This is a genomic window from Cytobacillus oceanisediminis, assembly GCF_007830235.1.
Classification (GTDB): Bacteria; Bacillota; Bacilli; order Bacillales; family Cytobacillaceae; genus Cytobacillus; species Cytobacillus oceanisediminis.
On the sequence record NZ_VLKI01000016.1, the window covers coordinates 52,162 to 76,369 of the forward strand.

Here is a 24,208-nt window from a genome sequence, read left to right on the forward strand (position 1 = left end):
TATCACCAGCTTCTGTTTAGATTACTGCTCTCAAATGTGTTTCCGCCTTTAATCGTTCCATTTTGGAATCCTTTATAAAACCATGATTTCCTTTGTTCTGAAGTACCATGAGTAAAGCTTTCAGGAACTACATGACCTTGTGCTCTTTTTTGGAGGGTGTCATCTCCGACAGCGGTCGCAGCATTCAATGCTTCTTCCAGGTCGCCCTCTTCCAGATAACCCATTCCCTGTGCATGGTGAGCCCATACACCGGAATAATAATCAGCCTGCAATTCAAAACGGACTAGATATTGATTAAACTTCTCTTCGCTCATCCGCTGGCGAAGGTGCATAATTTCTTCTGTTGTTCCTAAAAGGGTTTGTACGTGGTGGCCCACTTCATGGGCAATTACGTAAGCCATCGCAAAGTCCCCTGGAGCTTGGAATTTCCTATGCAGCTCCTCATAAAAGCTTAAATCAATATAAAGCTTTTGATCACCCGGGCAATAAAAGGGGCCTACTGCTGAGGTTGCTGCCCCGCAAGCAGACTGGACACTCCCCGAATACAATACAAGGGTTGGCTCTTTATAAATTAATCCTTGTTCTTCAAAAATTTGAGACCAAACTTCTTCTGTATCAGCAAGGACGACAGAGACAAACTGTGCAAGCTCTTTTTCCTGCTCTGTCTCCTCGTATGGAACAGATGTACCTGAGTCCATTCCTGCCATATTGCCTAAAAGTTCTCCTGGATTGCCTCCAAGAAAGGTAAATATCAATAGTATAATGATCCCTCCAAGGCCTCCGCCAACCAGCGTTTTTCCCCCGCCGCCCATGCCTCTTCGATCTTCTACATTAGAACTCGCTCTTCTTCCTTTCCATCGCATGATTTATCCTCCTAATGAAAGTAACTAATATAAATTGATTTCATTAGTGTATACCCGAAATTAAGTGATTTATTAACCTGCCAGCAATATTCTTAGGACAAAGCTCCATTTCACATTTAGAAAATAAAAATAAGGTGCCTGTTCGCTAGACAGACACCTTTAAAAATCACATTTGCTCTATTGCTCCGGCAGGATCATAGTGCTCTAAATTAATATCCACTTCTTCCCCGAGAGCAAGCTTTGCCAGCTGGGCGCCGAGAAACGGCCCTGCAGTCAGACCTGAAGCGCCAAGTCCATTTGATAGGTAAAGGCCTTTAAAGCCAGGAACTTCGCCTATAATAGGCAGGAAACCAGGCGTATAAGGGCGGAATCCTACACGTGCTTCAGCAAACGTTCCATCAGCCAGACCGGGTGCAATCGTCAAAGCTTTATCGAAAATTTCTTGCAAACCGCCTGCGGTTATCCTTAAGTCGTATCCCATTTCATCTTCATGGGTAGCACCCACGACCACCCGGCCGCCGTCAAAAGCTAAAATATACTGATTGTTTGGCGGCATGACAACTGGCCATTTGCCCGTATCCTCACCTTCAAGCTGCAGATGGACTATTTGGGCTTTTTGCGGTTTCACATCCAAATGTATACCCAATGGTTTAAAAAGCTCACCAGCCCATGCTCCAGCTGCTACAATCACATTTTCTGCTTCATAATACTTTTCGCCAGCTTTAACCCCAGTGGCTGCATCTCCAATGCAAACAAGCTCAGCAGAGCCCTGCACTAGATCAGCACCGTGTTTTTCAGCCGCTCTCAGGAGCGCATCCCTTAATTCCCGGCCGTTAACGCGGGCCGCACCGCTAACATGAACAGAAGAATATTCTTTTGCTAAAGGGGGAAACAGTTCAGAAGTCTGCACCGGGGACATCTGTACAATATCTCCAACCTCAGGGGCATCCTCACGCCTTTTAATCGCTCTTTCTTCCATTTTTTCAAGTTTAACAGGATCTGTATGAAGGCTTACTGCTCCTACTTTCTGATAACCTGTATCCTTCTCGCCATCCTTCTCAAGCTCTTTAATAAGCCGCTGATAATATGCCGCTCCTCCTTTGGCCAGTGCATACCAAGCCTTATTCCGCCGCTGGGTAAGCCAGGGACAAATAATTCCCGCTGCTGCGTCAGTCGCCTGCCCAGGATCTTTGCGGTCAATGACCGTAACCTTTACGCCTGCTTTTGCCAAGTGATAGGCTGCGGACGCCCCAAGGATTCCTGCACCTATAACCACATATTTTTCCATAGTAACTCCTTTTATAGGTATTAATTATGCACCTATTTTACAGGAGTTATCAGGAAGACTCAAAGAACCCTCTATACTTTCTATCTATACTAGTAAAGAGGAAAGACCCATCGCTGTGTGATGGGTCCCAAGAGTATTTATTTTTTCTTATCTTTCTTCAATTCAACTTCATAAGTAAAATCAACCGCATTTTTATCATCTGCAGGTGCTGCATATGAAGTAATCATATAGTTCTTTCCGTCTTGGAAAAGCTGTCTCAATTGCAATGCATTTTCTTCCGTTACATTAAACGGATCAACCGTAACAACCTTATAGGTATTTTGCTTTCCTGTTTTAGTTCCAACTTCTCTTTCATTAATAAAAGTAACTGTGTAGTTTACATACTTGCCCAAAATTTCATTCATTGACTTGAAGCCTTCAGTAGAAGATCCGTCATGGCTATAGCCGATTTCCGGAATTTCAATATTATCAATGAACCAGCCAGTGTCGTTGTATCCCCAGTCTGTCAAATAGCGGAAAGATACTAGTACCTTCTGGCCTGCATACTCGCTTAAATCAAAAGTTTCTTGCTGCCATTCCTCATAATGTCCAGTGAACCCTGGTACGTTTTCTTTAATTTTTGGATAGCCTTCTTCAACTACATCACTGCGAGTATTTTCATTGGCAAGGCTTTTCCATGTGTTGCCTCCGTCAGTTGACACTTGAACTACACCGAAATCCCATTGTTCTTCGATATCTATAAAGTTATCAAATTTCAATGTGGCAGTTTCAACACCAGAAAGATCTGCTTCAAAGATTAATGCATTATCCGCTTCGTCTCCTTTATTGCCCCATAGAACCCGGTTACCAGAATCCAACGGATCAGCTGTGGATTTCCACGGAATAGGCAGGAAGTCTACTCCATCAAATGAGATTCCATTAATTTTATCCTGGAAATCCAGTTCCTTGAAATCTCCGCCCCAAGCAGGAACGCCATCTTTTTCAAATTCTAAAGCCTTTTCAAAGTTAACTGTCATACCACGCTTTGTACCTTCTTTATCAACCACAAGGTCCCGAAGGTTAATACTATTAAAATCGTAAATTCCTTCGCCTATTTTATTTGAATCTAAAGTTAGAGCTGTAATAAAGTTCTGATATAACTGAGTGAAGTCCATGGATGAGCCATGTGCCTTTAAGACCTCATTAACGCTATCGATGCCTTGTGTTTCATTCAATGCTAAATCACGGATAAAGTCCTGTCCGAATTTATCATTCATATACAAAGTAAATAGATAAACTTGTCCATAATCGGCAATGGTTTCAGGGCCAGTCTCTGCTGTTCTGTGGTCATCCCAGTTTACTAATGAATTTTCTGGATGATCTAAATAGAAGTTAATAGAGCCAGCATCATGGCCATATCCTCCAAGATACTCAGAGAAAGTGGACATACCTTCGTTAATCCAAGTTTCTTCAGCACCATCATTGTCAGCATGGATTAAATGCTGCAGTTCATGAATAGTAGTTCCAAAGAAAGTAGATTCCAAGCGAGTTTCCCAGCTATTGGTATCGATTGTAATAATGTTTCTATCAGTATAGTTTTCTAGTGTTTGCCAGAAGAAGCCGGCGACAAAGAATGGGTAAGATGGATCGTAATATCCATCATCTTTGATATTATCCACTAGCATAATAACTTTGTCGCTTCCTTCATAGTAGCCTTCTGGAACATTACCCCACTGAGCTAGAGGTGAATGTGAACCATCAAGAGTATCAGGTGTGCCGAAGAAAGAAGTAGCTTTAGGATAGATATTACTGTCAAACTCTTCTCTTAGCTTATCAACTTGCTCCTGTGTCACAATATGAGCTGGACGCTTGTCTCCTTCAGGGAAGGATAGATCGTTAGCTACCCAAATCTCTACATTATCCCCTACGCTGCGGAGAGTGAACTCTTTAAATTTTAATTGTCTATCTAAGAAGAATTTAGTTCCTCCATCATATGTAAAAGTGCTGTCTGCTGACTCACTTTCTTCACTTGCAGATTCATCGAAATTTATTTGCGCTGCCTGTTCCTTAATATTTTTCTCAGCCTGCTTCAAAAATGATGAATTCTCAGACAGCCTGTTTAGCTTGCCATCGATGTCAACGCGGTCCCCATATCTTTCTACGTCCCATTTCGGAACTGTAGCCGCTTCCGCTGTAGAAGGGGTTGTTGCCAGTGGCGATAATAAAGAGAGCGCAAAAGCTCCCGTTGTTAGAAAAGATAATAGTTTCTTCTTTTTCACTATTCTAGCTCCTCTCATTTAACTTGTTAGAATTATCATAACATAGTGAATTTTAGCTAAATAACAGTCATTTATACTATTTTTACCAATTAAATATAGTTAACATTACCTATTTTTAAGGATTAAGACCTTTATAAGCACTACTTATGGCGTTGAATTTTATAAATAAAAAACTGCATAATGGGCTTAAAAACCCATCATGCAGTTCCTTAAAACGGCTTATTCGGTTCATATGTCGGCTGCTGGTTTTTGGCCTGGTATTGCTGGCTCTTTGCTGCAGCATCCTGTACGTTTTCCTCCAGGGCAAACTCAGTATCCATAGCCTTTTTAAATTGTTCAGCCTGGTTTTGAGCGGCTACTACCTGTTGTTCTTCTGTAACTTTATTCGGCTGCTTTGCCATTCCATATCTCTCCTTTATTCGGAATATAGATATAGATTTTCCAAAGCTCCCAGCACTATTCATCCTTTTATAATTCTACCTTCGTCCCAACTCCTTCACGGATTGCTTTTTCATACACGGCTGCAGCCACTGCGAGGTCAAAATAGGCGATTCCAACTGATTTGAAAAAGGTTATCTCTTCGTCATTTTCTCTGGCTGTAATCTTCCCAGCTGCCAGTTCCCCCAGTTCACCGTGAAGCTCTGAAAAGCTCCATTTTCCTTCATTGGCAGGAATGATAAAATCGCCTGCTTCATCCTTTACACCCTCAATCGTATCTGCCACTATTTTAGAGCTTTTCAAGAGCGTTTCTGTGTCTACTTCCTGCATATGGGGAAGATAAGAGCCTACCCCGTTAATATGCGTACCAGGCTGGAGAGCCTGGCCTGAGAAAACCGGCCTTTCAGAACGAGTACTGCAAATAACTATATCCGCTTTGGAAACAGCTTCATCTGCATTTTCAATAATATCTATTTTGCCTTTAAACCCCTTAATTTTTTCAGCAAAGTCATGTGCTTTGGAAACAGTCCGGTTATAAAGCATTATTTCGTCTATTTTACGGACTTCCAATACAGCTTGAAGCTGCTCCTCAGCCATCGCCCCGCAGCCAATAACTGCTGCTGACCTTGCCAACTTTTTCGCCAGATGCTTAGTGGCAATTCCGCTTGCTGCTCCTGTCCGCACCCTTGTTAAATAAGATGCATTAATACATGCTAAATGCTCACCATTTTCCGTATCACTTAATAAAATAACTCCCTGTGTTGTTTTCTTCCCTAGAGCTGGATTGCCCGGGAAAATGGTGACCACCTTTACAGCTGTTTTTCCGATAGGCACCATAGCGCTCGGCATATAAAGTGCAGAGGCCTTTTTATCCGGGAAATCCAATACCGTCCGGTGAGGGTTCTGGATTTTCCCCTCCATGTAGTGAGCTAAAGCCTGCTCCATGTCCTTAATAGCTGATTCCATTGAATAAATCGACTGGATTTGTTTTTCAGATAAAACAAGCATTTAATCTACCTTTCTTCTTTACCTTTTTAAGCTTTTTGATCAGTATGATTTTGTCCCAAACCTGCATGTAAGGAGTCGGCTGCTTCAGAATCTAAGTCCTGATTGCTTCGATCACGTACTGATGCGATCGCAATTAAGGAGATGGCTGCTGCAAGCATGATATACAGGGCCACAGGCACATAGGAATTGTCATAGGCATTCAGCAAGGCTGTTGCAACCAGCGGAGCAGTACCTCCAGCTAAAGCTGCCCCGATTTGATAGCCAAGCGTGATGCCGGTATAACGGACGTTTGATTTAAAAATTTCTGAAAACATCGTGCCAAGGACCGCTGTAATCGGAGCCCAAATGATGCCAAGGCCCAGTACTGTCGCCACAATAAGCAATAAAGCAGAGTTTTGATGCAGAAGCCAGAAGTAAGGGAATGCATAGAGCATCATGAGTAATGTACCGCCCACATATAGCTTCTTGCGGCCGATTTTATCCGATAATTTCCCCATAATCGGAATCAATATGGTAGTAACAATTGTTGCAATTGTTACAGCATTTAACGTAACCGTACGAGAGAATCCAAGCTGTGTGGTGGCATAGGAAACGATAAAGGTTCCGAAAATATAGAACGGCGCTGTTTCTACTACCTTCGCGCCTACTGCAATCAATACTTCCTTCCAATGGCTGCGAATCGTTTCAACGAAAGGAATCTCGGCAATCTCACCTTTTTCCTGGGCCTTTTTGAAGGATGGTGTTTCATCAATACCTTTACGGATCCATAAGCCAAAGATGACAAGCAGAGCGCTTAAGATAAATGGCACACGCCAGCCCCATGACAGGAATGCCTCTTCAGGCAGCAGAGTCATAATGGATAGTGCAAGGGTCCCAAGCAGCATACCAATGGTTACACCCATTTGCGGAATGCTTCCGAAGAATCCCCTTCTTTCCTTTGGGGCATATTCAACAGCGAGCAGAAGCGCGCCTCCCCATTCTCCGCCAAGCCCAATTCCCTGTATTAAGCGCAAGACAATAAGGAGAATCGGAGCAGTTGCTCCAATATTGTCATAGGTTGGCAGAAAGCCCATCAGGACTGTAGCTCCTCCCATAAGTGACAATGTCAAGACAAGTGTTTTCTTTCTGCCAATCCGGTCCCCGATATGGCTGAAAATAACGCCGCCAAGCGGACGGATGAAAAAAGCAAGGGCGAAGGAAGCGTACGCCAGCATCAAACCAACAGCCGGATCATCACTCTGAAAAAACATTTGATTAAAAACAAGTGCAGCAACCGTTCCATATAAAAAGTAATCAAACCATTCAATGGAACTTCCAATTAAGCTGGCGATCAGCACCTTCTTTTCTAATTTCTTTTCCACTAAAATCCCCCCTCATTTTGGTGAATAACATACAAGCTCATCATAATTTACACTATTTTGATGTTTCAATATATTAGGAATATTTTATGAATAAATAGATCTTATTTACTGCATGTTTTCCTAAGGTGAAAGTATGGAGTTGTTTTTGATATAATCATATTACTTAGATGGATTTTGACATTAACTGGAGTGAATACTTTGAATTCAAAAAAAGCACTGCCTCTTTTATTCGCAGTTATGTTTCTCGTTATGGTGGGGTTTGGAATCATTATTCCTGTTATTCCCTTTTATGCAGAAGAATTAGGAGCCTCGCCTACGGAATTAGGCCTGCTGATGGCCGTTTATTCCTTAATGCAGCTTCTCTTTGCCCCGATGTGGGGACGAATTTCCGACAGAATCGGCCGAAAGCCAGTCATAATGATTGGGATTTTCGGACTTGGCCTGTCCTTTTTCCTTATGGCTTTGTCCACTGAACTTTGGATGCTGTTTGCTGCGAGGATCATTGGAGGCTTTTTATCATCCGCTAATATGCCGACTGTTATGGCTTATGTAGCAGATATAACTTCTGAAGAAGACCGAGGGAAAGGAATGGGTATAATCGGAGCCGCTATCGGTTTAGGATTTATTTTTGGGCCTGCAATAGGCGGTGTCTTTTCCCGGGAGAGTCTGAATGTACCTTTTTTCCTGGCGGGAGCCTTTTCCTTGCTTACATTCTTTCTCGTCATGTTCGTTCTGAAAGAATCCCTTTCACCGGAACAGCGCAGCAATCGGTCTGCTAAACGGCCAGGATTACTAAAAGCATTGAACGGACCTGTTGGCATTCTATTTATCCTGCAGCTGTTTGTCTCTTTATCCCTGGCAGGCCTGGAAGCAACGTTTGCTTATTTTGCTGCTGAAAAGGCAGGTCTGGGTACGGTTGAGCTTGGCTATATCTTTATGATTATGGGATTTGCAGGTGCCCTTGTACAGGGCGGATTAGTAGGAAGGATGACGAAAAAATACGGAGAAGGCTCTGTTATTCAGATAGGCATTGCTGTATCTGCTCTCGGATTTGCTCTTATATTATTGATTGATAGCTTTGCAACAGCTGCCATTTATTTAACCGTATTTGGTGTAGGGAACGGTTTTATCCGTCCAAGCGTTTCCTCCCTGCTGACAAAAACCTCGCAAACCGGGCACGGCAGTACGACAGGACTATTATCATCGTTTGATTCTCTGGGCAGAATTATCGGTCCTCCGCTCGGCGGTCTGCTATTTAGCATCAGCATTGGTTTTCCTTACATCTCAGGGATCCTGCTTTCAGCTATTGCATTTGTCTTATATCGCATATACTCCGCAAAAGCAAGCACCAGCCACACAGTTATATCTTAAAAAGCAAAAGGGAGGCCATTCAGCCTCCCTTTTAATCTAAATTTTTTCTTTTTGCAATATTACCTGGACAACATGGCCAGTACCCGTATGTCCTGTGCCCTCCACTCTTTCTTGTTCCCCATAAAAGAAATGAAGCACCTTATAGCCCCGAATCCATTTAAGTAGGTCTGCGGGATCATATACCATATCAACCCTTTTAGGGCCGCCTGTTTGATAACGAAGCTGATCCTCTGAGTAAACCTCCAGCATAATGATTCCTCCGGGCTTTACTACTGATATCAGCTTATCAAATACCGTTCTTTGATCCTTCTTAAAAAAATGTCCAAAAATCATTATGGATGAATCATACTCTTCGGAAGGCACGGGATCATGGATTAAATCCTTCTGTCCTGTTTCTACTCTGACGTTATGGCGCTCAGCCAATTTTTTTGTCTTCTTTAATCCGTTTTGCGTATAATCCCAGGCTGTTACATCATGGCCCTGCCTGGCAAGAAAAACAGCATTGCGGCCTTCACCCTCTGCAAAAGCAACAATTCTTTTTCTACCCTCAAGCCGGTACGCCTGTTCTCTTATAAACTCATTTGGCTCTTCACCATATACATATTCCTCAGCTCCAAACTTCTCTTCCCATTGATTTGCCATCTAATCACTCCTATTCTTTATTCAACCCTATTATAGCCTTACGATTAAGTACAATAACCCAATAAGGTATTCTAGAAAGACTTATGGAAATCCTATTGTATAATGGAAAAAAGTCCATACTGAAAAAGGGTGGAGTACGATGAAAGAGCTAACATCCATGGAAGAAGTGCAGGAATTCATCCAGAATCACGAACTTAGCTTTATTTATGTGTTAACTGATAGCTGAAGTGTCTGCCATGGTTTGCTTCCTCAGGTTGAGGAAGTATTAAAAGAATATCCCCGTATTGAAGCTGGCCTCGTTAATGCGGGCAAGGTAACGGAAATAGCCGGTTTTCTCATGGCTTTCACAGTACCTGTCATTGTGTTATACCTGGATGGAAGAGAGGCTTTAAGGGAAGCCCGCTTTGTTCCGATAGAAAAGCTTCGGGAAGATTTGCAGAGGATTTATGAAGGAGTCTTTGGTGAATAGAAATACAAAAAGGGACTGCCAATGGCAATCCCCTTTTTTCTAGCGGTTATAGTCAATAACATATAGGTATGGAATACGGATATCCCCTTGAGTTGAAGTTACGTTGATATATCCGCTCATAAATTCAGGAGTTCCTTGCTGTCCTGGTCCCTGGCTGCCGCGGTTTCGAACCGTGACCGTAACTTCTTTGCTTTCCTTTGGATTAAGAGTAACTTCATTGGAATTTATACTTAAGTTTTCATCACTATTAATCGTATATATCTGCTCTTGGTCAGAGGAATTAACCAAAGTAAAGGCTATTTGATAGGTTTGCTCCCCTGCAGGACGCACAAGCCCAAAGCTCAATGATGATGGAAATGCCATTGCAGCCGGTTCCATCGCTTGGCCAAGATCGATAAGGCCAGAGCCAACTTTTAGTGGATCTGATACATCTGTATCAGGAATCACACTGCCTTCCACATCATTTGCTGTTCCCATCAAGGCAGCTTTCACTTCTGCCGGCCCCCACCCTAACCCTTTTTCCTTGCTATTAGCCAGAAGAACAGCGGCGGCTCCGGCTACATGAGGACTAGCCATTGACGTACCCTGATAAAGCTCATAGCCTCCACCAACAACCGAAGAGTAAATATTTACACCAGGCGCTGCTACATCAGGCTTTAACTGATAATTTGGCGTTGGACCCCATGAACTGAAATTGGCTAGTAAATTTGGAGTTGTTTCCACTTCAGTTAATGGATATGTGATCGTTACGCTACGGTTTTCAGAACTGTCTATTAGCTCATTACCAGCACTATTTCCAATCATAACTGCTGGTATTAATGCTCCGTCAGATGACATTGGAATCGGTTCTTCCACACCGTCCAACTGATAAATAATGGCTCCAGCTGCTCCGGCCGCTGCAGCATTGTTAATCTTTTCTGCAAATGTACAATTGCCTCTCTGAATAAGGGCAAGTTTTCCTTCAAGAGGTTTTCCGCTTATTGGAGAACAAGCAAGCTTATCTCCTCCTGCATGATCTGCCCAAACGGTATATTCACCAGATAATGCTTTTGTTACTTTACCTCCAGCAGTTCCGGTTGTCGCAACTGTTTTTCCTTCTTCCAATGCTTCCGATTCAAGGAACATCGCAAATGAACGGCTATTGGTAGTCGCTGCTAAAGTGATTACCTTATCGGCAGTACCCGGAGATCCTACTGTATAGTATCCTGGTCCTTCGTTCCCCGCCGAAATGGCAACTACGACTCCAGCATCAACTGCTGCGTTTACAGTCATGTCCAGCAAATCTGCACCCTTGTGAGGTGTTCCGCCCAAACTAAGGTTCAAAACATCCATGCCGTCTTTAACTGCTTCTTCGACTGCTTTCGCGATAAACAAACTCTTTGCATTTTCTACATTGCCTGGGAAAACATTATAATTTCCTATGTAGGCAGCAGGTGCTACTCCACTTAGAGGTTTGTCACCCAGTTCAGGTATTGTTCCTGCTTTACCAGCAATTGTGCCTGCCACATGCGTTCCATGGCTATCAACCGCTTCAGGAGTCTGCCAAGGCTCCTGGTGGAAAACCTTTGCAACTATTACTTTATTGCTTGTGAATTCTGCTGCTCCTTTAGGATAGCCAGTTGGCGCTTCCATTCCTTCATTTGCCTTAAGGAATTCATGTTTTTGGTCAATTCCAGAATCGATTACCCCCACTTTCATGCCCTCACCAGCACCTGCCTGGCCGCCAAGCGCATTCCAAACTGGTTCAACATTGATTAAAGAAGTACTATCACTCATTGCCTTTTGATAGGTTCCGCTATAACCTGTTTTTAAAGCACCCGGTCCACGGCTTACTTCCTTTAGGGAAATTCCATTAAGCTTTATACCCACACCATTAAACGTAACAGCATATTCTGTTACAACTTCAACTTGCGGAAACTGTTTTGCCAGCCATTTTATATAATTCTCACGTTGTGCTTGAAGTCTTTTGCCATACTTATTTGCGGCTGGGGAATTGAGATTTACCTTTTGACCCTTTGAGGGTTTCGTCGATTCATAGCCGCTGATTGATCCATCATAGGAAGCAATCGGTGCATCACCAAATTGTACAAATGCATAATTGCTGTCCTCTTGATTCGCTAATGTTGCCCGATCGTCATTGATTACCCTCGCTTGAATCGGCATAGCAGCACTAAATATCAGGATAAGAGCCAGCGAAATCCAGGTAAACTTTTTAAAGCCCTGAAGAAACTTCAATAAAAAACCCCTCCTTATTGCAAAATAAATACAATATACATTTCTGTTAGGAAGGGCAGGGTTCCTTGTATTTTTTTAATTATTCTGAAAATAATGCTTTTGTCCTAATACAATTTAATATAGAACTAAAAAAACCATGAGCAGAAATATAAGTCCCTGTTCATGGTTTTTTCAAAATTTTAATTTAAATATCCAATTAACTTATTAGACGAGGCCTGGATCAGGCTCTTCCCCCGGCTTAACTTTTTTAGCCTTTTTCTTAGCCCCGCTTTTTGCAGGAACTTCTTTTCTAAACTCCTTTAAAATGGCAAAAGACATGGCGATTAATACAAAAGTCAGCGGAAATGCACTGACAATAATGGCTGTCTGCATGGCATTCAGTCCGCCAGAGAGCATCAATACGATTGCTGAGGCTGATAAAAACAGTCCCCAGACGATTTTTACAAAGTTAGGCGGATTCAGGTCACCATTGGTTGTTTGCATCCCCAATACGAAGGTTGCAGAATCAGCAGAGGTTACAAAGAAAGTAGTTATAAGCAATAATGTTACGATAACGAGAGCCCCGGAAAATGCCAAACGGTCATATACAAAAAATAATGCTGTCTCAAGGCTTTGGCCAGCTATATTTGCACCTTCAAAAAACTCAAAATAAATGGCCGTCCCTCCAAACACGCTAAACCAAAAAGCACACACAAGCGTAGGAATGACAAGAACGGCAATCATGAACTCCCTGACTGTTCTTCCCTTCGATACACGGGCTATGAAAGTCCCGACAAATGGAGCCCATGCAATCCACCATGCCCAATAAAAAATGGTCCAATCCTGTATCCAGGTTGCTTGCTCTTCATTAAAAGGAGCCAGCCTCAATCCCATGCTGGGAAGGTTTTGCACGTAGCTCCCCAATGTAGTTGTAAAAAGGTCAAGCACAAATCCTGTTGGCGCTAAGATCAAAAAGGCAAAAAGCAAAATAACAGCCAGCACCAGATTAGCATTACTTAAGTATTTTATCCCTCTTTGAAGGCCTGTACTTGCTGATAGGATAAACAAGACTGTTACGATTGCTATAATTATAAGCTGTACAGTAAAGTTGTTGGGCACTCCTGCCACATAATTAAGACCGCCATTAATTTGGGCTGCTCCCAGTCCAAGGGAAGCGGCTACACCAAAAATCGTTGCGAATACAGCAACACTATCGACAATGATGCCGATGATCCCTTTGGCCCGATCTCCTAAAAGTGGTGTAAGAGTAATACTCATTAAACCCGGCTGTTTCTTTCTGAATTTATAATAAGCAAGGACAAGCGCTATAACAGAATAAATCGCCCATGCATGAAAACCCCAATGCAAATAAGTATATCTTAAAGCGACTCTTGCAGCCTCTGGAGTGCCTCCTTCGCCAATTGGCGGGCTCGTAAAGTGGGAAATCGGTTCGGAGACTCCAAAAAATAACAAACCTATGCCCATTCCAGCACTGAATAGCATGGCAAACCAAGTGCTGCGTCTAAAATCGGGCTTATCATCATTTGCACCTAATTTGATTTTTCCATACTTGCTAAAAATCAAAAACAAAGCAAATATAAGAAAAAAGGTAGCTGATAACTGATAAAACCAGCCAAACGAATCCAGAAAGTAGGCTTTGGTTTCATTCATTACTTCACCTAATTGGACAGGTGCCACCATGCCCCAAATAACAAAAGCACTCGCAATAACGAGCGATATCCAAAAAACACTTGTTACCTTTTTCACTGCTGCCAACTCCTTTATACGATTTAAATAAGATTATTTTATGTTTCCCGAATAAAGAGAAACCATGAATCAAACGAGCTACCCCTATCACACTAGCTCGTTAATCATCCACATAATTTCAGCATGGTAAAGATAATCCCTATCAAAATGTAAAAGCAGACCACTTTGACTCACAATTAAGCAGCAGAGATGGCCTATAAAAATAAATATGTCCCCATTTACCCAACTGGTATTAACAAATGGGCAAGCCTTTAAAAAAAGTCCTGCAAACCGGAATTTAATTGTGATCTATGGCCCTTCCGCAAAAAGCATCCCTGCCCAAACCAGTCTCTATAAAGTTTTTGTTTTGTGTTTATAATTAAAGCATTACTTAATATTACAAAGTGAAAAAGGAGTGCCTATAATCAGCACTCCTTTTGTCGTGTAAAGCGTTCTGGCCTTTAAATGCTCTTACTCATCATCTATCTCGCCATCACCAATTTCATCCTCTTCTTCAACATCTTCAACTTGTTCGCCTTCTTCAGGCTTCTCATCATTTCCGCAGCCCGCTAGCGTTAAGAAGGAAAGGGATAGGAAAAACATCAATAAGAACTTTTTCATTTTTTGTAGGCCTCCTTTTTACTTAGGTTTTCCATCAGCAAGCGATATATGTAGTGGTTATGACTTATTCTTTTGAATAATTGTATTAGATTGAGAAAAAACTCTTAAAAGGCTGCAAGGCAAATATCTTATTATAAATTGGTTCTTGTAGATTAAAGGATGTGTCAAAGATGGATTTTTTTCAAGGACAGCATACACTCACCGCCATGGAGTGGGGTCTTAGGGCTGTCGTCGCTTTTTTCTTTTTAGTGATTGTTGCTAGAATCCTGGGACAGCGCGCTATTTCCCAATTAAGGCTCCTTGATTTTGTTATGGCTTTAGTAATTGGAAACATTATTGCCCATCCATTGTCCGACGAGGAACTTGGACTAAAAGGTTCTGTTGTGACAACCAGCGTGTTGGTTGTCCTATACCTTGCTAGTTTATTCAGTATCTTAAAATGGCCAGCCGTTAGAAGGCTAGTTAATAATAAGTCAATCACAGTCGTACAGAATGGAGAAATCATTTATAAAGGCTTAAATAAAGCAAGAATTTCTATTGATGTGCTTCTAGAAGAATTACGCGAGAAAAAAGTAGATGATGTAAAGAAGGTGGCGCTGGCGCTATGGGAAGCAAATGGACAAATATCCCTTTTTCTAGACCCCAAATATGAACCCATTACACTGGCTTCCTTACAAATGAATGCAGAACCCTTCGATATGCCAAGAACCATTATTAAGGAAGGTAAGGTAGATAAAAAAGAATTGAAATACTTTCAAAAGGATGAAGGCTGGCTTGTCTCCAATTTAGAAAGTTTATATCAGACTGAAATAAAAAACGTTCTGCTAGCCACCATGGATGGCAAAGGTAACCTGAAGGTGTTTTTATATAATTGATTTTGTTATCAATCATGCGGGTTATAATTTCCGATCTTAACGTGAAGATTAGAAAGCGTTGCGCCGTTAAAGAATGGAATATACCTCAGGCAATCACAAATATGCCTTGAACAGCCTTGTTGAAATCACAGGCTATCATAACGAAATTCGGTGACTGGAAACCAACACAATAAAAGAGAGGATTCTATCAAATAACTGACTATTTTATCGATTGCGTTCAAAACAACAAGATTTTAATCCATCTATTGAGGATTCACTAATTACTCATCAAATTTGCGAGAGGATTGTTAAGTATATAGAAAAAGAAGTTAATCATTTATGAGCCATACTTTAGAGCACCAAAAGTCAGAGCGGGGGCTCTTACTTTTTTAGTTTTAATTTTAAATAAATATTCATTTATTAAATATGGAGGCACAAGGAAATTTAATATAATAGAGTTGGAGTTTAAAAAATTTAGAAAGGATGTGGATCATGCCTTTTAAACCTCGTATTGAATCTGCTGAATTATTAATTCTTAAATCCTTAAATAATCGTATGGGTTTGTCTGACAAGGACACGCAACACTATCTCAACCTTAAAAAGGGCTATGAAGGGGAGGTGCAATTTGATTTATGGACAGAAGGACTTCAGAGTGAATGCTTTATCTTAAATGATTTGCTGCTTCAACTAAATAACACCGTGTTCCAGATAGACTCATTAATTATTTTTTCAGAAGCCCTTTATTTATTTGAAGTGAAGAATTATGAAGGAGATTATTATTTTGAATCAGATAGGTTATACAAGAAACCAAAATCTGAAATAACTAATCCACTAAACCAGTTGAGCAGAAGCGAATCCTTGCTGCGCCAGTTACTCCAAAGCCTTGGATCTGACTTACCCCTTTTTGCTTCAATCGTTTTTATCAACTCCGAATTCACCTTATACCAAACACCCCTAAACAAACCATTTATTTTCCCTACTCAACTTAAACGCATTTTGAAAGACTTAAATGCAATCCCCTCACGGTTAAATAGAAAACATAAGTTACTAGCTGATAAATTAATTTCACGGCATCTTGAGGAGTCTCCGTTTAAGTTATTGCCAACGTATAATTATGGCCAGCTGCGGAAAGGGATCACATGTGTGGAGTGCACCTCGTTTTTAATTTTAGTCGATGGACAGAAATGCATTTGCAAAAAATGCGGGCATGAAGAAACGGTTTCAACGGCAGTAATACGAAGTGTAAAGGAATTTAAACTTCTTTTTCCTGAACAAAAAATTACTACAAATGTAATCCATGAGTGGTGTAATGTGGTGAAGTCAAAAAAGAGGATAAGAAAAGCTTTAGGACAGAATTATAAAAAAATAGGAGTTCGTCAATGGTTGTATTATGAATAAAACATTTAGCGAGGCGAGGGTTTTCCTCTAAAACCATTATGAAGGACTTTTCTCAACTTCCTTACTGGATTTTGCCCTTCATGACCTCCATGAAGGACTTTTCTCCAACTATTTTACTTTATGATGGCCTTCATACCCCTTATGAAGGCACTTTCTTCAACTTCCTTACTGGATTTTGCCCTTCATGACCTCCATGAAGGACTTTTCTCCAACTACTTTGACGATTTCTATCCTTCATACCTCTATGACGGACTTCCCATCAACTCTCTTACTGACTTCTGGTCTTAATATTACTTCCTTACTTATGATACGGCTCCCCCCGATTAATCCGGAACGCCCGGTAAACCTGCTCCAAAAGGATCAGCTTCATAAGCTGATGGGGAAAGGTCATTTTTGAAAAAGAGAGTTTTTCGTCCGCACGCTGGAGGACCTCCTGGCTGAGGCCGAGGGAGCCGCCGATGACAAATGCAACTTTGCTTTTTCCGTATGTAGCCAGTTTATCAAGTGAGTCGGCGAGTTCCTCTGATGATTTCATTTTGCCCTCAATGGCTAGTGCGATAACGTGAGCATCAGGATGGATCTTAGAGAGAATCCGCTCACCTTCTTTTTGCTTGACCTGAATCATTTCCGTTTCACTTAGTTCTTCTGGGGCTTTTTCGTCCGGAACCTCGATCATTTCCATTTTTGCATATGCCGACAGCCTTTTTAAATATTCGTCAATTCCTTGCTTTAAGTATTTTTCTTTAAGCTTTCCTACTGTAATAATTGAGATATTCACAGCTCGTCCTCACTTTACAAACAAGATATCCACATAATTTATCCACATATCCACATTTTTCATCTACATCTTGTATGAGATCATTCGTTCGCTACAACATATATTGCGTTATTTTGACAATATTCACAGGTTGTTGATAACTTTTTTTCCTCTTTAATTTTTGTTAATTGCGGGAATGTTTCGTATTCATCAACCACTGTATCTATAGCCAGATCAACATGTTCTTCACAACAGTAAATCATTTTACAAGCTCTCCTTTCAGGCCGGAGCCTTACTTTTTTTATCGTTCCTGTGGATAATTATATATTCTGTCTGCGTTTACAACTTATCCACACCCCATCTTAACAAAACAATAAAAAACAGGAAAGCGTAATCGCTTCCCCGTTTATTCTTTCCCGTATCCATTAAAATGTTTCGCCGCTTAGTTTTATGGTTGTTTCCTGCAATTTGCCCTCTCGGTAAAACTTAATCTTCATTTGTTCTCCAACTGCTTTTTTCGTATAGAGATGCTGGCGCAGTTCGATGATGTCTTTTATTTCTTCTCCATCCATCTCAACAATGACATCCATCTCTTTCAATCCGGCCTGTGCAGCTGGAGAGTTAGGCTCTACTTGCGTGATAGCAACCCCTGTTTTAACATCTTTAGGCAGTTTCAATGCTTCCTGTTGATAGTAGCCTGGAATATCATTTACGGAAGTTAACTGAATCCCCATATATGGCCGCCTTACCTCGCCAAATTTCTCGAGGTCATCTATTACAGGGCGTGCATAGTTAATAGGAATTGCTAAGCCAATTCCCTCAACTGCATTCTGTGCAATTTTCATGGAATTAATTCCAATTAACTGGCCTCTGATATTAACTAATGCTCCGCCACTGTTTCCTGGATTGATGGCAGCATCTGTCTGGAGAACCTCTGCCTGCCAATCGACTGTGCCATTTTGGTCTATATCAACTGGCACCGCCCGTTCTACCCCAGAGATAATTCCCTGTGTAACGGAGCCAGAGAATTGGCCAAGAGGATTCCCTATGGCTATAACAGGTTCCCCTGGCTTAAGAGTATCCGAATCCCCAAATTCAGCTACAGTCTTAATTTCCTTTGCATCTACTTCCAATACAGCCAGGTCAGTCCATATATCGCTCCCAACCAGCCTTGCCGGAATCTTTGTGCCATCCGGTAAACTTACTTCAAGTTCTTGAGCTCCTTCTACGACATGGTGATTCGTGACAATGAAAGCTGTATTTCCTTCTTTTTTATAAATGACCCCTGAACCTGTTCCAGCAGGTTGTCCGCCGCCATTATTTTCGTTTGACCAAAATCCGGCTGTTTGGATGTTGGTAATGCTCACAACTGCATCACCTGCTTTATCTACAGCCTTGGTCACATCGGTAACCACATCGAGCGAGACATTTTGGACATTGGCTTTGCCATTGTTGCCGTCCGCTTCTTCCTGTAACTCCTCATCAGGTTCAACCGTATAAGGGAGTACGTTATAATCGGATAGTTTAGGTACCGCGACAATGACAAGAATTGCCCCTAATATAATACCTATAAGACTGGCCAGAAAATATCCGCCTCTGTTGCCTTTTTGCCTTTTATAACGGTTCTGATGATCTTGATCATAATAGCCCAAGCCGTACCAATCCTTTCTTTATAAATTACAGAAACGCCAGCTTCCCGCAGTGCTGGAAAAAGCCGTTTAAGATATGAATGCTAAAATTTATTCTTCCTTTATACCCAATATTATACTCTCTCGATTTTAAAAATCTAATCAAAAGGCGCGGACTCAAGCAATCTTACGACTTTGTTCATACTTTTGTTTCATTTTTTTAATAGCTCTGTTAATTTGGCTGTTGATTCCAGCTCAAGGCACTCGCTTTCCGAGGGCGGTCCGGGAGCTTCCTCGGCGCATTCGCGCCTCCGGGATCTCCCGTTGACACGCTTCTCCCGCAGGACTTTGAATAAGCTTCCTTGAATAAACACCGCACGAAGGAAATGCGATGCATTTTCGAGGATCTCCCGCCCTCCGCTCCAATCAACAAGTGCTAAAAATCAACAATGAGCTTTGAGACTGCGTTTTCAAAAAAAGCAAAATAAAAAGGAATGCGCAGCAGACCCAATGTTCTTCGCGCATCCCTTTTTCAATTTTTATTTTTAAACAGCTGTTAAAATGGTTGGTACCTTTGGATCTGTATCGTAAAGATCAAACTGCTCACCTACAATGATACCTCGGCTCTCAAGCGTCTGTGTAACCGACATTCTCGCCAGATCCTTAATATTATTATCAAGGCTCAAATGAGCGAGATAAATGCTTTTTGTGCGATCTCCAGCCACTTCACTCATAGCAAGGGCAGCATCTTCGTTCGATACATGTCCCACATCGCTAAGGATTCTTCTTTTAATATTCCATGGATAACGGCACATACGAAGCATCTGGACATCATGGTTGCTTTCAAACACATAAGCCTCAGCATTCGAAATAAGGCCCTTCATACGATCACTGACATACCCTGTATCGGTAATTAGCACAAGTTTTTTCCCATCCTGATGAAACACATAAAACATGGGATCAGCCGCATCGTGGGAAACGCCAAAGGATTCAATATCCAGAGAACCGAACGTCTTAACCGTTTCCATATCAAAATGAAACTTTTGGTCAACTGGCACTTGTCCAATTAAACCGTCCATCGCCTGCCAGGTTTTTTCATTTGCATAAATAGGCAAATTATACTTTCTTGCAAGAATACCCACACCTTTTATATGGTCACTGTGCTCGTGTGTCACTAAAATCCCTGAAAGCTTCCCCATATCCCTGTCAATCTGTTGAAATAGGGCTTCCATTTGCTTCCCGCTTAAGCCGGCATCAACTAGAAAGGAATGTTCCTCCGTCTCGACAAAGATCGCATTCCCAGTACTGCCGCTCGCGAGAACGCTGAATTGCAAAGACATATTCTCTCACTCCACTATTTTTTTCTCTTCGTTGGTTAGCTGAATAATCTGCCCCTCGAAGGCATGGACAAATAAGTTTTCCTCTCCATTAATGACGAATCGCCAAGCAGGAGTTAATACTAGAGATGAGCTTGAATGCACAAGAGTAAAATATCCGAGTTCCACATTGGTAATCTTGGACTTTGGCTGCAGCGATCCGTTTTCAGAAAGTGTCTCAATCGCCTTTATTGGCTGAATCACTTTCTCGCTTTCCTGCATTTCTTCAATATCTTCCAGCATTGTCTGCTTATAAGATACAATTTCATTTTCCTCATTCAAGTAGAAAGTTAGCTCACCATTTAAATTCATATAAAACATTTTATCTTCAAATTGCTGATAATAAGTCAGTGTATTGCTGTTTTTGCTCTTTTCCCAAAAACGATATTGGTCTCCATATAAAACCTTGTTTTTAATAAATGAATTCAATTCAGAAGGATTAAATTTCTCGCTGATTTTATAAGGTTCATCAAGGACTGAGTTCAGGACTGTTCCTTCAGTAATCGTTATGTCCTGTCCTTTCAGCTTCATTTTTTTCGCTTCTTCCATTTCTTCGATATCAAAAACCATCGGCTTGGCGCTTAAGTACCTGTCTTTTGGATTGTTTTTTGGGAGATCCACATCAAATTCAATTTCATCTGTCTTGAGCCGCTTTTCAAAAGAAGCCTGGGCCATAGGCTCATACTGGCTTGCATCCTTAAGTTTAAAAAACTCATACATCAAATAGATATCCAAAACCAGGAAGGTTAAAATAAAGATTGTTTTTATCTTACTCCAATCCATTATTCATACCTCCTGTTTCATCAAGTGAGATACTTTTCCATTCGCCTTCATAGCGATAAAACCAGGAAGGCTCTAAACGAACAAACATGGTTTGTGGATCTTTGACCATTTTGTATCCCAATGCAACATCCTCCAAGTTTTTGGAATCAAATCCTTCAAGCTTTTCCAAGTACTTGATGACTGATTCCCCTGAACTTAAAGATACGTCAGTTGATTCTGTACGTAAGCCAAGCTGAAAGTTGCTTCGCAAATATTCCTCATTTTGTCCCCAAACTTGGCGAATCTCAGAAATCTTCGGATCATCGCTGAAAACCGGATAGCCCGAAGAATCATAAAGACGGAATGTTACCCGATGGTTAAGTTCATTCATTTCGGCAAATTGGTAATTATCCGTCCATCCAGCATGTTCGTTTATAAAATCAATGCTCTTTTTTAAAAGATCTGTAGACTGAATGGTTGGATTATTGCCGGCCGCCAGTTTTACATATCGAAGTGTATTTTTATCAAAATTTACTCGAAGCAAGCTTACATTATCATTATATTCTTCTTCTGATGGCTGATAGTTTTTCTGGACCACACTTGGGTCACTGAATAAAGCATTTTTATATTTTTCCGAGTCCAGCTCTTTTGACAAATACTGATACCTTGCCATTTTTGTGTCATGTGCTGGGAAAAACAGGGTCCTTGAATTTGAAGCTTCATATGAAAAATACTCTTTGTACTCCGGACTGTACTTAAAGAATTTGTTTTTAAAACTCTGGATAAAAGATGCAGGCACATGGCTTCTAAAGACCTGCTGGCTGTCTAAGGAAACAAAATAGACGATTCCATCTTCCTTTTGAGGTTCTTCAACATCAATTACAATTCGATCAAATTGAAAATTAGTGAGATCCTTATCGTCCACTTTGATGACTGTTTTATATAATTCTATCGGAATAGAATCAGGGTAAACAATGACTGCTTTCCCCTCATTATGAACAAAAGAGGGGATCCCATCCACTTGAGTAGTGATATTTTCAAAATCAGTAAAATTCCATCTGCTGATTTCTTTAATCGTTTTTTCTATTTCGCTTGGGCTAACCGTTCCATAATGTTGGTTGCTGCCATGGTGAAACAAAAGAGTATCCGGTCTGACAATTTTACTAACATCTTTTTTAGCTGCTATTGCTACTTCCTGTACCGTATTGGTCTGTTCCATTGTTTCGTAGTTTGGCTGGTAAGTCCAAAGATTCCAGGTTAACAGCGCACTTGTCGCAACCAGGATGGTTAGTATGAATGTTTTAATATTTTCATATGTCATTCCCAATCATCCTCTTCCGTTCGAACATAAGGAAGGCTAAATGAAATCGTTGTTCCTTTTCCTTCCGTACTGGTTGCCCAAATCTCTCCGCCATGTGCTTCCACCATTTCTTTCGCAATGGCCAGTCCAAGACCCGTTCCGCCGAGTTTTCTAGTTCTCGCTTTATCCACTCGATAAAAACGCTCAAAAATCTTATCAATATTTTCTTTCGGAATGCCTACACCCTCATCTGAAACACTGACAATAATAAATTCATCTTTTTCTCCAATACTGAAGGTCACTTTTCCGCCTTCAGGAGAGTATTTAAGCGCATTTGAAATGATATTATACAGCACCTGGGTCAGCTTGTCCTCATCTATTTCTACAAAAGCTGAATGGTCAGGAAGCCTTCTTTCGAAAGTCACATTCTGCTGCTTGGTCATTTCAAACCGGTCGATGATCCTGTTATAGAAGAAGATGAAATCAATCCATTCCTTTGTCAGTCGATAATCCTTGCTATCCATTTTTGAAAGCTGAAGAAGGTCATTCACAAGGCGAATCATACGCTCAGTTTCATTTTGGGTGACATCCAGGAAGTTTGGAGCAATCTCTTCGTCTTTCCAAGCTCCTTCTGCAAGTGCCTCCAAATAACTTCTCATCGTAGTGAGCGGGGTCCTAAGTTCATGTGAGACATTGGCCACAAACTCACGGCGTTCCATATCAATTTTCTCCTGCTCGGTGATATCGTGCAAAACGGTAATTAAACCATTTACAAATCCGGTTTCTTTTTGGATAACTGAAAAATTGGCACGCAAGATCAGTGTATTCGCTTTACTGCTATAATCCAGAATCACAGAATCACGTTCATTAAGGAGCTCCTCAAAGGTGTATTCCTCTTCCAGTCCCAGTAAGGAATCAATCGAAGAAGACAGCACCGTTTCACGTGAAACATTCAGCATTTTTGCAGCAGGCTCATTGATTAAGATAACGCGCCCTTTGCGATCTGTTGCAATCACCCCATCTGTCATATAGGAGAGGACAGAGGAGAGCTTGCGCCGTTCTCCCTCCGTAGTCGCCTGGGCTTCCTGCAGCTTCTTTGTTAAGCTGTTAAAGGTAATGGCCAATTGGCCAATTTCGTCATAACCATACACCTTTACCTTGCGGGAGAAATTCCCCTTCGCCATTGCAAGGGCTTGTTTTCTCATATCCGAAATAGGGCGTGTTATGGTCTGGGCTAAAAGAATGCCCAATACCGCTGTAATAGCCAGCGCGATTGCTGTACCGGTTGAAAAGATATTATTGATTTGCCTCATCTGGTCATAGATGTTCTCTATTTTTGCAACAAGATAAATAGCTCCGATAACATCCCCATTGTTTTTAATAGGTGTTACGAGCACCCATACGCGATTGCCAAAGGGGTCAACATAATCCTCAGGTACCTGCTGAGAGGTTGCTATGGCCATTTTGATTAAATTATCAGTAGATCTCTGTCCCACTACGCCCTGGTTGTCCGGGTCGGAAGTTCCCAATATTTTAAGCGTGTCTCCTTCAATGACTCGGACCTCTGTAATATCAGTAGAATAATAATCCCTTAATAACCTGTGAACGTCTTCCTCCAATGTAGGGCCATCCTCATCCGGCAGCCTTTCCTTGGTCATTTGTTCTTCCAGGTAATAAGCAAGCAAATTAACCCGTTCCTGAATGGTATCTTTAAAGTTGTCCTTTAATGTGGACTCCAGCTGCCTGACAAAATAAACGCCGATAATTTGCATGGCTACCAGGATAAGGAGGACATATATAATCACAAACTTTAGGTGAATGGATCGAAAAAAACCAACCTTTTCCATTAACCCT

At 41.3% G+C, this 24,208-nt stretch carries 21 protein-coding genes; 4 read left to right on the forward strand and 17 right to left on the reverse strand.

Annotated elements, in window-relative coordinates; all coding sequences use genetic code 11:
• Positions 1–2 precede the first annotated feature (2 nt).
• From ypfJ to IQ19_RS20460, 6 genes are all read right to left on the reverse strand, one after another.
• Complete coding sequence (ypfJ, locus tag IQ19_RS20435) at positions 3–863, reverse strand: KPN_02809 family neutral zinc metallopeptidase (protein ID WP_144544574.1); 861 nt, start codon at positions 861–863, stop codon at positions 3–5.
• 166 nt (positions 864–1,029) lie between these two features.
• A complete protein-coding gene (locus IQ19_RS20440) occupies positions 1,030–2,151 on the reverse strand; it encodes an NAD(P)/FAD-dependent oxidoreductase (RefSeq protein ID WP_144544576.1) in 1,122 nt (373 codons plus the stop codon).
• A 137-nt stretch (positions 2,152–2,288) separates the two neighbouring features.
• Positions 2,289–4,409: a M6 family metallopeptidase gene (locus IQ19_RS20445; protein ID WP_144544578.1), complete on the reverse strand. Its 2,121-nt coding sequence runs from the start codon at positions 4,407–4,409 to the stop codon at positions 2,289–2,291.
• Between the two features lie 209 nt (positions 4,410–4,618).
• Entirely contained in the window at positions 4,619–4,810 is a 192-nt protein-coding gene (locus IQ19_RS20450; protein ID WP_144544580.1) for a hypothetical protein, read from the reverse strand.
• Between the two features lie 67 nt (positions 4,811–4,877).
• Positions 4,878–5,855 (reverse strand): ornithine cyclodeaminase family protein, encoded by a 978-nt coding sequence (locus IQ19_RS20455; protein ID WP_144544582.1) that lies wholly within the window; start codon positions 5,853–5,855, stop codon positions 4,878–4,880.
• A 26-nt stretch (positions 5,856–5,881) separates the two neighbouring features.
• Positions 5,882–7,216 carry an MFS transporter gene (locus IQ19_RS20460; RefSeq protein WP_144544584.1) on the reverse strand — a complete coding sequence of 445 codons (1,335 nt, stop codon included), beginning with the start codon at positions 7,214–7,216 and terminating at the stop codon, positions 5,882–5,884.
• A gap of 198 nt (positions 7,217–7,414) precedes the next feature.
• On the opposite strand from IQ19_RS20460, the gene IQ19_RS20465 reads away from it, so the two are divergent.
• A complete protein-coding gene (locus IQ19_RS20465; protein WP_242021075.1) occupies positions 7,415–8,587 on the forward strand; it encodes an MFS transporter in 1,173 nt (390 codons plus the stop codon).
• 36 nt (positions 8,588–8,623) lie between these two features.
• Here the strand turns inward: IQ19_RS20465 and IQ19_RS20470 are convergent, their stop codons facing one another.
• The gene (locus tag IQ19_RS20470; protein WP_144544586.1) at positions 8,624–9,229 is read right to left on the reverse strand and encodes a class I SAM-dependent methyltransferase; all 606 of its coding nucleotides are present in this window, start codon (positions 9,227–9,229) and stop codon (positions 8,624–8,626) included.
• Between the two features lie 241 nt (positions 9,230–9,470).
• Between IQ19_RS20470 and IQ19_RS20475 the strand changes: the two genes are divergently transcribed.
• Positions 9,471–9,698, forward strand: a complete 228-nt coding sequence (locus tag IQ19_RS20475) for a thioredoxin family protein (RefSeq protein WP_144544589.1) — start codon at positions 9,471–9,473, stop codon at positions 9,696–9,698.
• Positions 9,699–9,737: 39 nt separating this feature from the next.
• On the opposite strand, the gene IQ19_RS29035 is transcribed toward IQ19_RS20475, so the two are convergent.
• From IQ19_RS29035 to IQ19_RS28165, 3 genes are all read right to left on the reverse strand, one after another.
• Complete coding sequence (locus IQ19_RS29035; RefSeq protein WP_144544591.1) at positions 9,738–11,933, reverse strand: S8 family serine peptidase; 2,196 nt, start codon at positions 11,931–11,933, stop codon at positions 9,738–9,740.
• A gap of 204 nt (positions 11,934–12,137) precedes the next feature.
• Positions 12,138–13,679 carry a glycine betaine uptake BCCT transporter gene (locus tag IQ19_RS20485; protein WP_144544593.1) on the reverse strand — a complete coding sequence of 514 codons (1,542 nt, stop codon included), beginning with the start codon at positions 13,677–13,679 and terminating at the stop codon, positions 12,138–12,140.
• 450 nt (positions 13,680–14,129) lie between these two features.
• Positions 14,130–14,279 carry a hypothetical protein gene (locus IQ19_RS28165; RefSeq protein ID WP_199749508.1) on the reverse strand — a complete coding sequence of 50 codons (150 nt, stop codon included), beginning with the start codon at positions 14,277–14,279 and terminating at the stop codon, positions 14,130–14,132.
• Positions 14,280–14,449: 170 nt separating this feature from the next.
• Here IQ19_RS28165 and IQ19_RS20490 point away from each other — a divergent pair, with 170 nt between their 5' ends.
• Positions 14,450–15,154, forward strand: a complete 705-nt coding sequence (locus tag IQ19_RS20490; protein WP_144544595.1) for a DUF421 domain-containing protein — start codon at positions 14,450–14,452, stop codon at positions 15,152–15,154.
• A gap of 471 nt (positions 15,155–15,625) precedes the next feature.
• Entirely contained in the window at positions 15,626–16,531 is a 906-nt protein-coding gene (locus IQ19_RS20495; protein ID WP_144544597.1) for a nuclease-related domain-containing protein, read from the forward strand.
• A gap of 298 nt (positions 16,532–16,829) precedes the next feature.
• Here the strand turns inward: IQ19_RS20495 and rlmH are convergent, their stop codons facing one another.
• The 7 genes from rlmH to walK form a co-directional block, all read right to left on the reverse strand.
• Positions 16,830–17,309: a 23S rRNA (pseudouridine(1915)-N(3))-methyltransferase RlmH gene (gene rlmH, locus IQ19_RS20500; protein ID WP_144544599.1), complete on the reverse strand. Its 480-nt coding sequence runs from the start codon at positions 17,307–17,309 to the stop codon at positions 16,830–16,832.
• An 80-nt stretch (positions 17,310–17,389) separates the two neighbouring features.
• Complete coding sequence (locus tag IQ19_RS20505) at positions 17,390–17,551, reverse strand: CxxH/CxxC protein (protein ID WP_144544601.1); 162 nt, start codon at positions 17,549–17,551, stop codon at positions 17,390–17,392.
• A gap of 162 nt (positions 17,552–17,713) precedes the next feature.
• On the reverse strand, positions 17,714–18,940 hold the full coding sequence (locus tag IQ19_RS20510) for a S1C family serine protease (protein WP_144544603.1): 1,227 nt from the start codon (positions 18,938–18,940) through the stop codon (positions 17,714–17,716).
• A gap of 521 nt (positions 18,941–19,461) precedes the next feature.
• Complete coding sequence (locus tag IQ19_RS20515) at positions 19,462–20,256, reverse strand: MBL fold metallo-hydrolase (RefSeq protein WP_144544605.1); 795 nt, start codon at positions 20,254–20,256, stop codon at positions 19,462–19,464.
• A 6-nt stretch (positions 20,257–20,262) separates the two neighbouring features.
• Positions 20,263–21,075, reverse strand: a complete 813-nt coding sequence (locus IQ19_RS20520; RefSeq protein WP_144544607.1) for a two-component system regulatory protein YycI — start codon at positions 21,073–21,075, stop codon at positions 20,263–20,265.
• Complete coding sequence (locus IQ19_RS20525) at positions 21,062–22,375, reverse strand: YycH family regulatory protein (protein WP_144544609.1); 1,314 nt, start codon at positions 22,373–22,375, stop codon at positions 21,062–21,064. The genes IQ19_RS20520 and IQ19_RS20525 overlap by 14 nt, the downstream gene beginning before the upstream one ends.
• Complete coding sequence (gene walK, locus IQ19_RS20530) at positions 22,372–24,201, reverse strand: cell wall metabolism sensor histidine kinase WalK (RefSeq protein WP_144544611.1); 1,830 nt, start codon at positions 24,199–24,201, stop codon at positions 22,372–22,374. The genes IQ19_RS20525 and walK overlap by 4 nt, the downstream gene beginning before the upstream one ends.
• Between the last annotated feature and the right edge of the window lie 7 nt (positions 24,202–24,208).

What these genes read in the sequence shown, in the direction of transcription:
- IQ19_RS28165 (WP_199749508.1), bottom strand. Translation starts at nt 14,279, where the DNA reads ATGAAAAAGTTCTTATTGATGTTTTTCCTATCCCTTTCCTTCTTAACG.
- walK (WP_144544611.1), bottom strand. Translation starts at nt 24,201, where the DNA reads ATGGAAAAGGTTGGTTTTTTTCGATCCATTCACCTAAAGTTTGTGATT.
- IQ19_RS20520 (WP_144544607.1), bottom strand. Translation starts at nt 21,075, where the DNA reads ATGGATTGGAGTAAGATAAAAACAATCTTTATTTTAACCTTCCTGGTT.
- IQ19_RS20525 (WP_144544609.1), bottom strand. Translation starts at nt 22,375, where the DNA reads ATGACATATGAAAATATTAAAACATTCATACTAACCATCCTGGTTGCG.
- ypfJ (WP_144544574.1), bottom strand. Translation starts at nt 863, where the DNA reads ATGCGATGGAAAGGAAGAAGAGCGAGTTCTAATGTAGAAGATCGAAGA.
- IQ19_RS20450 (WP_144544580.1), bottom strand. Translation starts at nt 4,810, where the DNA reads ATGGCAAAGCAGCCGAATAAAGTTACAGAAGAACAACAGGTAGTAGCC.
- IQ19_RS20495 (WP_144544597.1), top strand. Translation starts at nt 15,626, where the DNA reads ATGCCTTTTAAACCTCGTATTGAATCTGCTGAATTATTAATTCTTAAA.
- IQ19_RS20515 (WP_144544605.1), bottom strand. Translation starts at nt 20,256, where the DNA reads ATGTCTTTGCAATTCAGCGTTCTCGCGAGCGGCAGTACTGGGAATGCG.
- IQ19_RS20455 (WP_144544582.1), bottom strand. Translation starts at nt 5,855, where the DNA reads ATGCTTGTTTTATCTGAAAAACAAATCCAGTCGATTTATTCAATGGAA.
- IQ19_RS20505 (WP_144544601.1), bottom strand. Translation starts at nt 17,551, where the DNA reads ATGATTTACTGTTGTGAAGAACATGTTGATCTGGCTATAGATACAGTG.
- IQ19_RS20440 (WP_144544576.1), bottom strand. Translation starts at nt 2,151, where the DNA reads ATGGAAAAATATGTGGTTATAGGTGCAGGAATCCTTGGGGCGTCCGCA.
- IQ19_RS20470 (WP_144544586.1), bottom strand. Translation starts at nt 9,229, where the DNA reads ATGGCAAATCAATGGGAAGAGAAGTTTGGAGCTGAGGAATATGTATAT.
- IQ19_RS20490 (WP_144544595.1), top strand. Translation starts at nt 14,450, where the DNA reads ATGGATTTTTTTCAAGGACAGCATACACTCACCGCCATGGAGTGGGGT.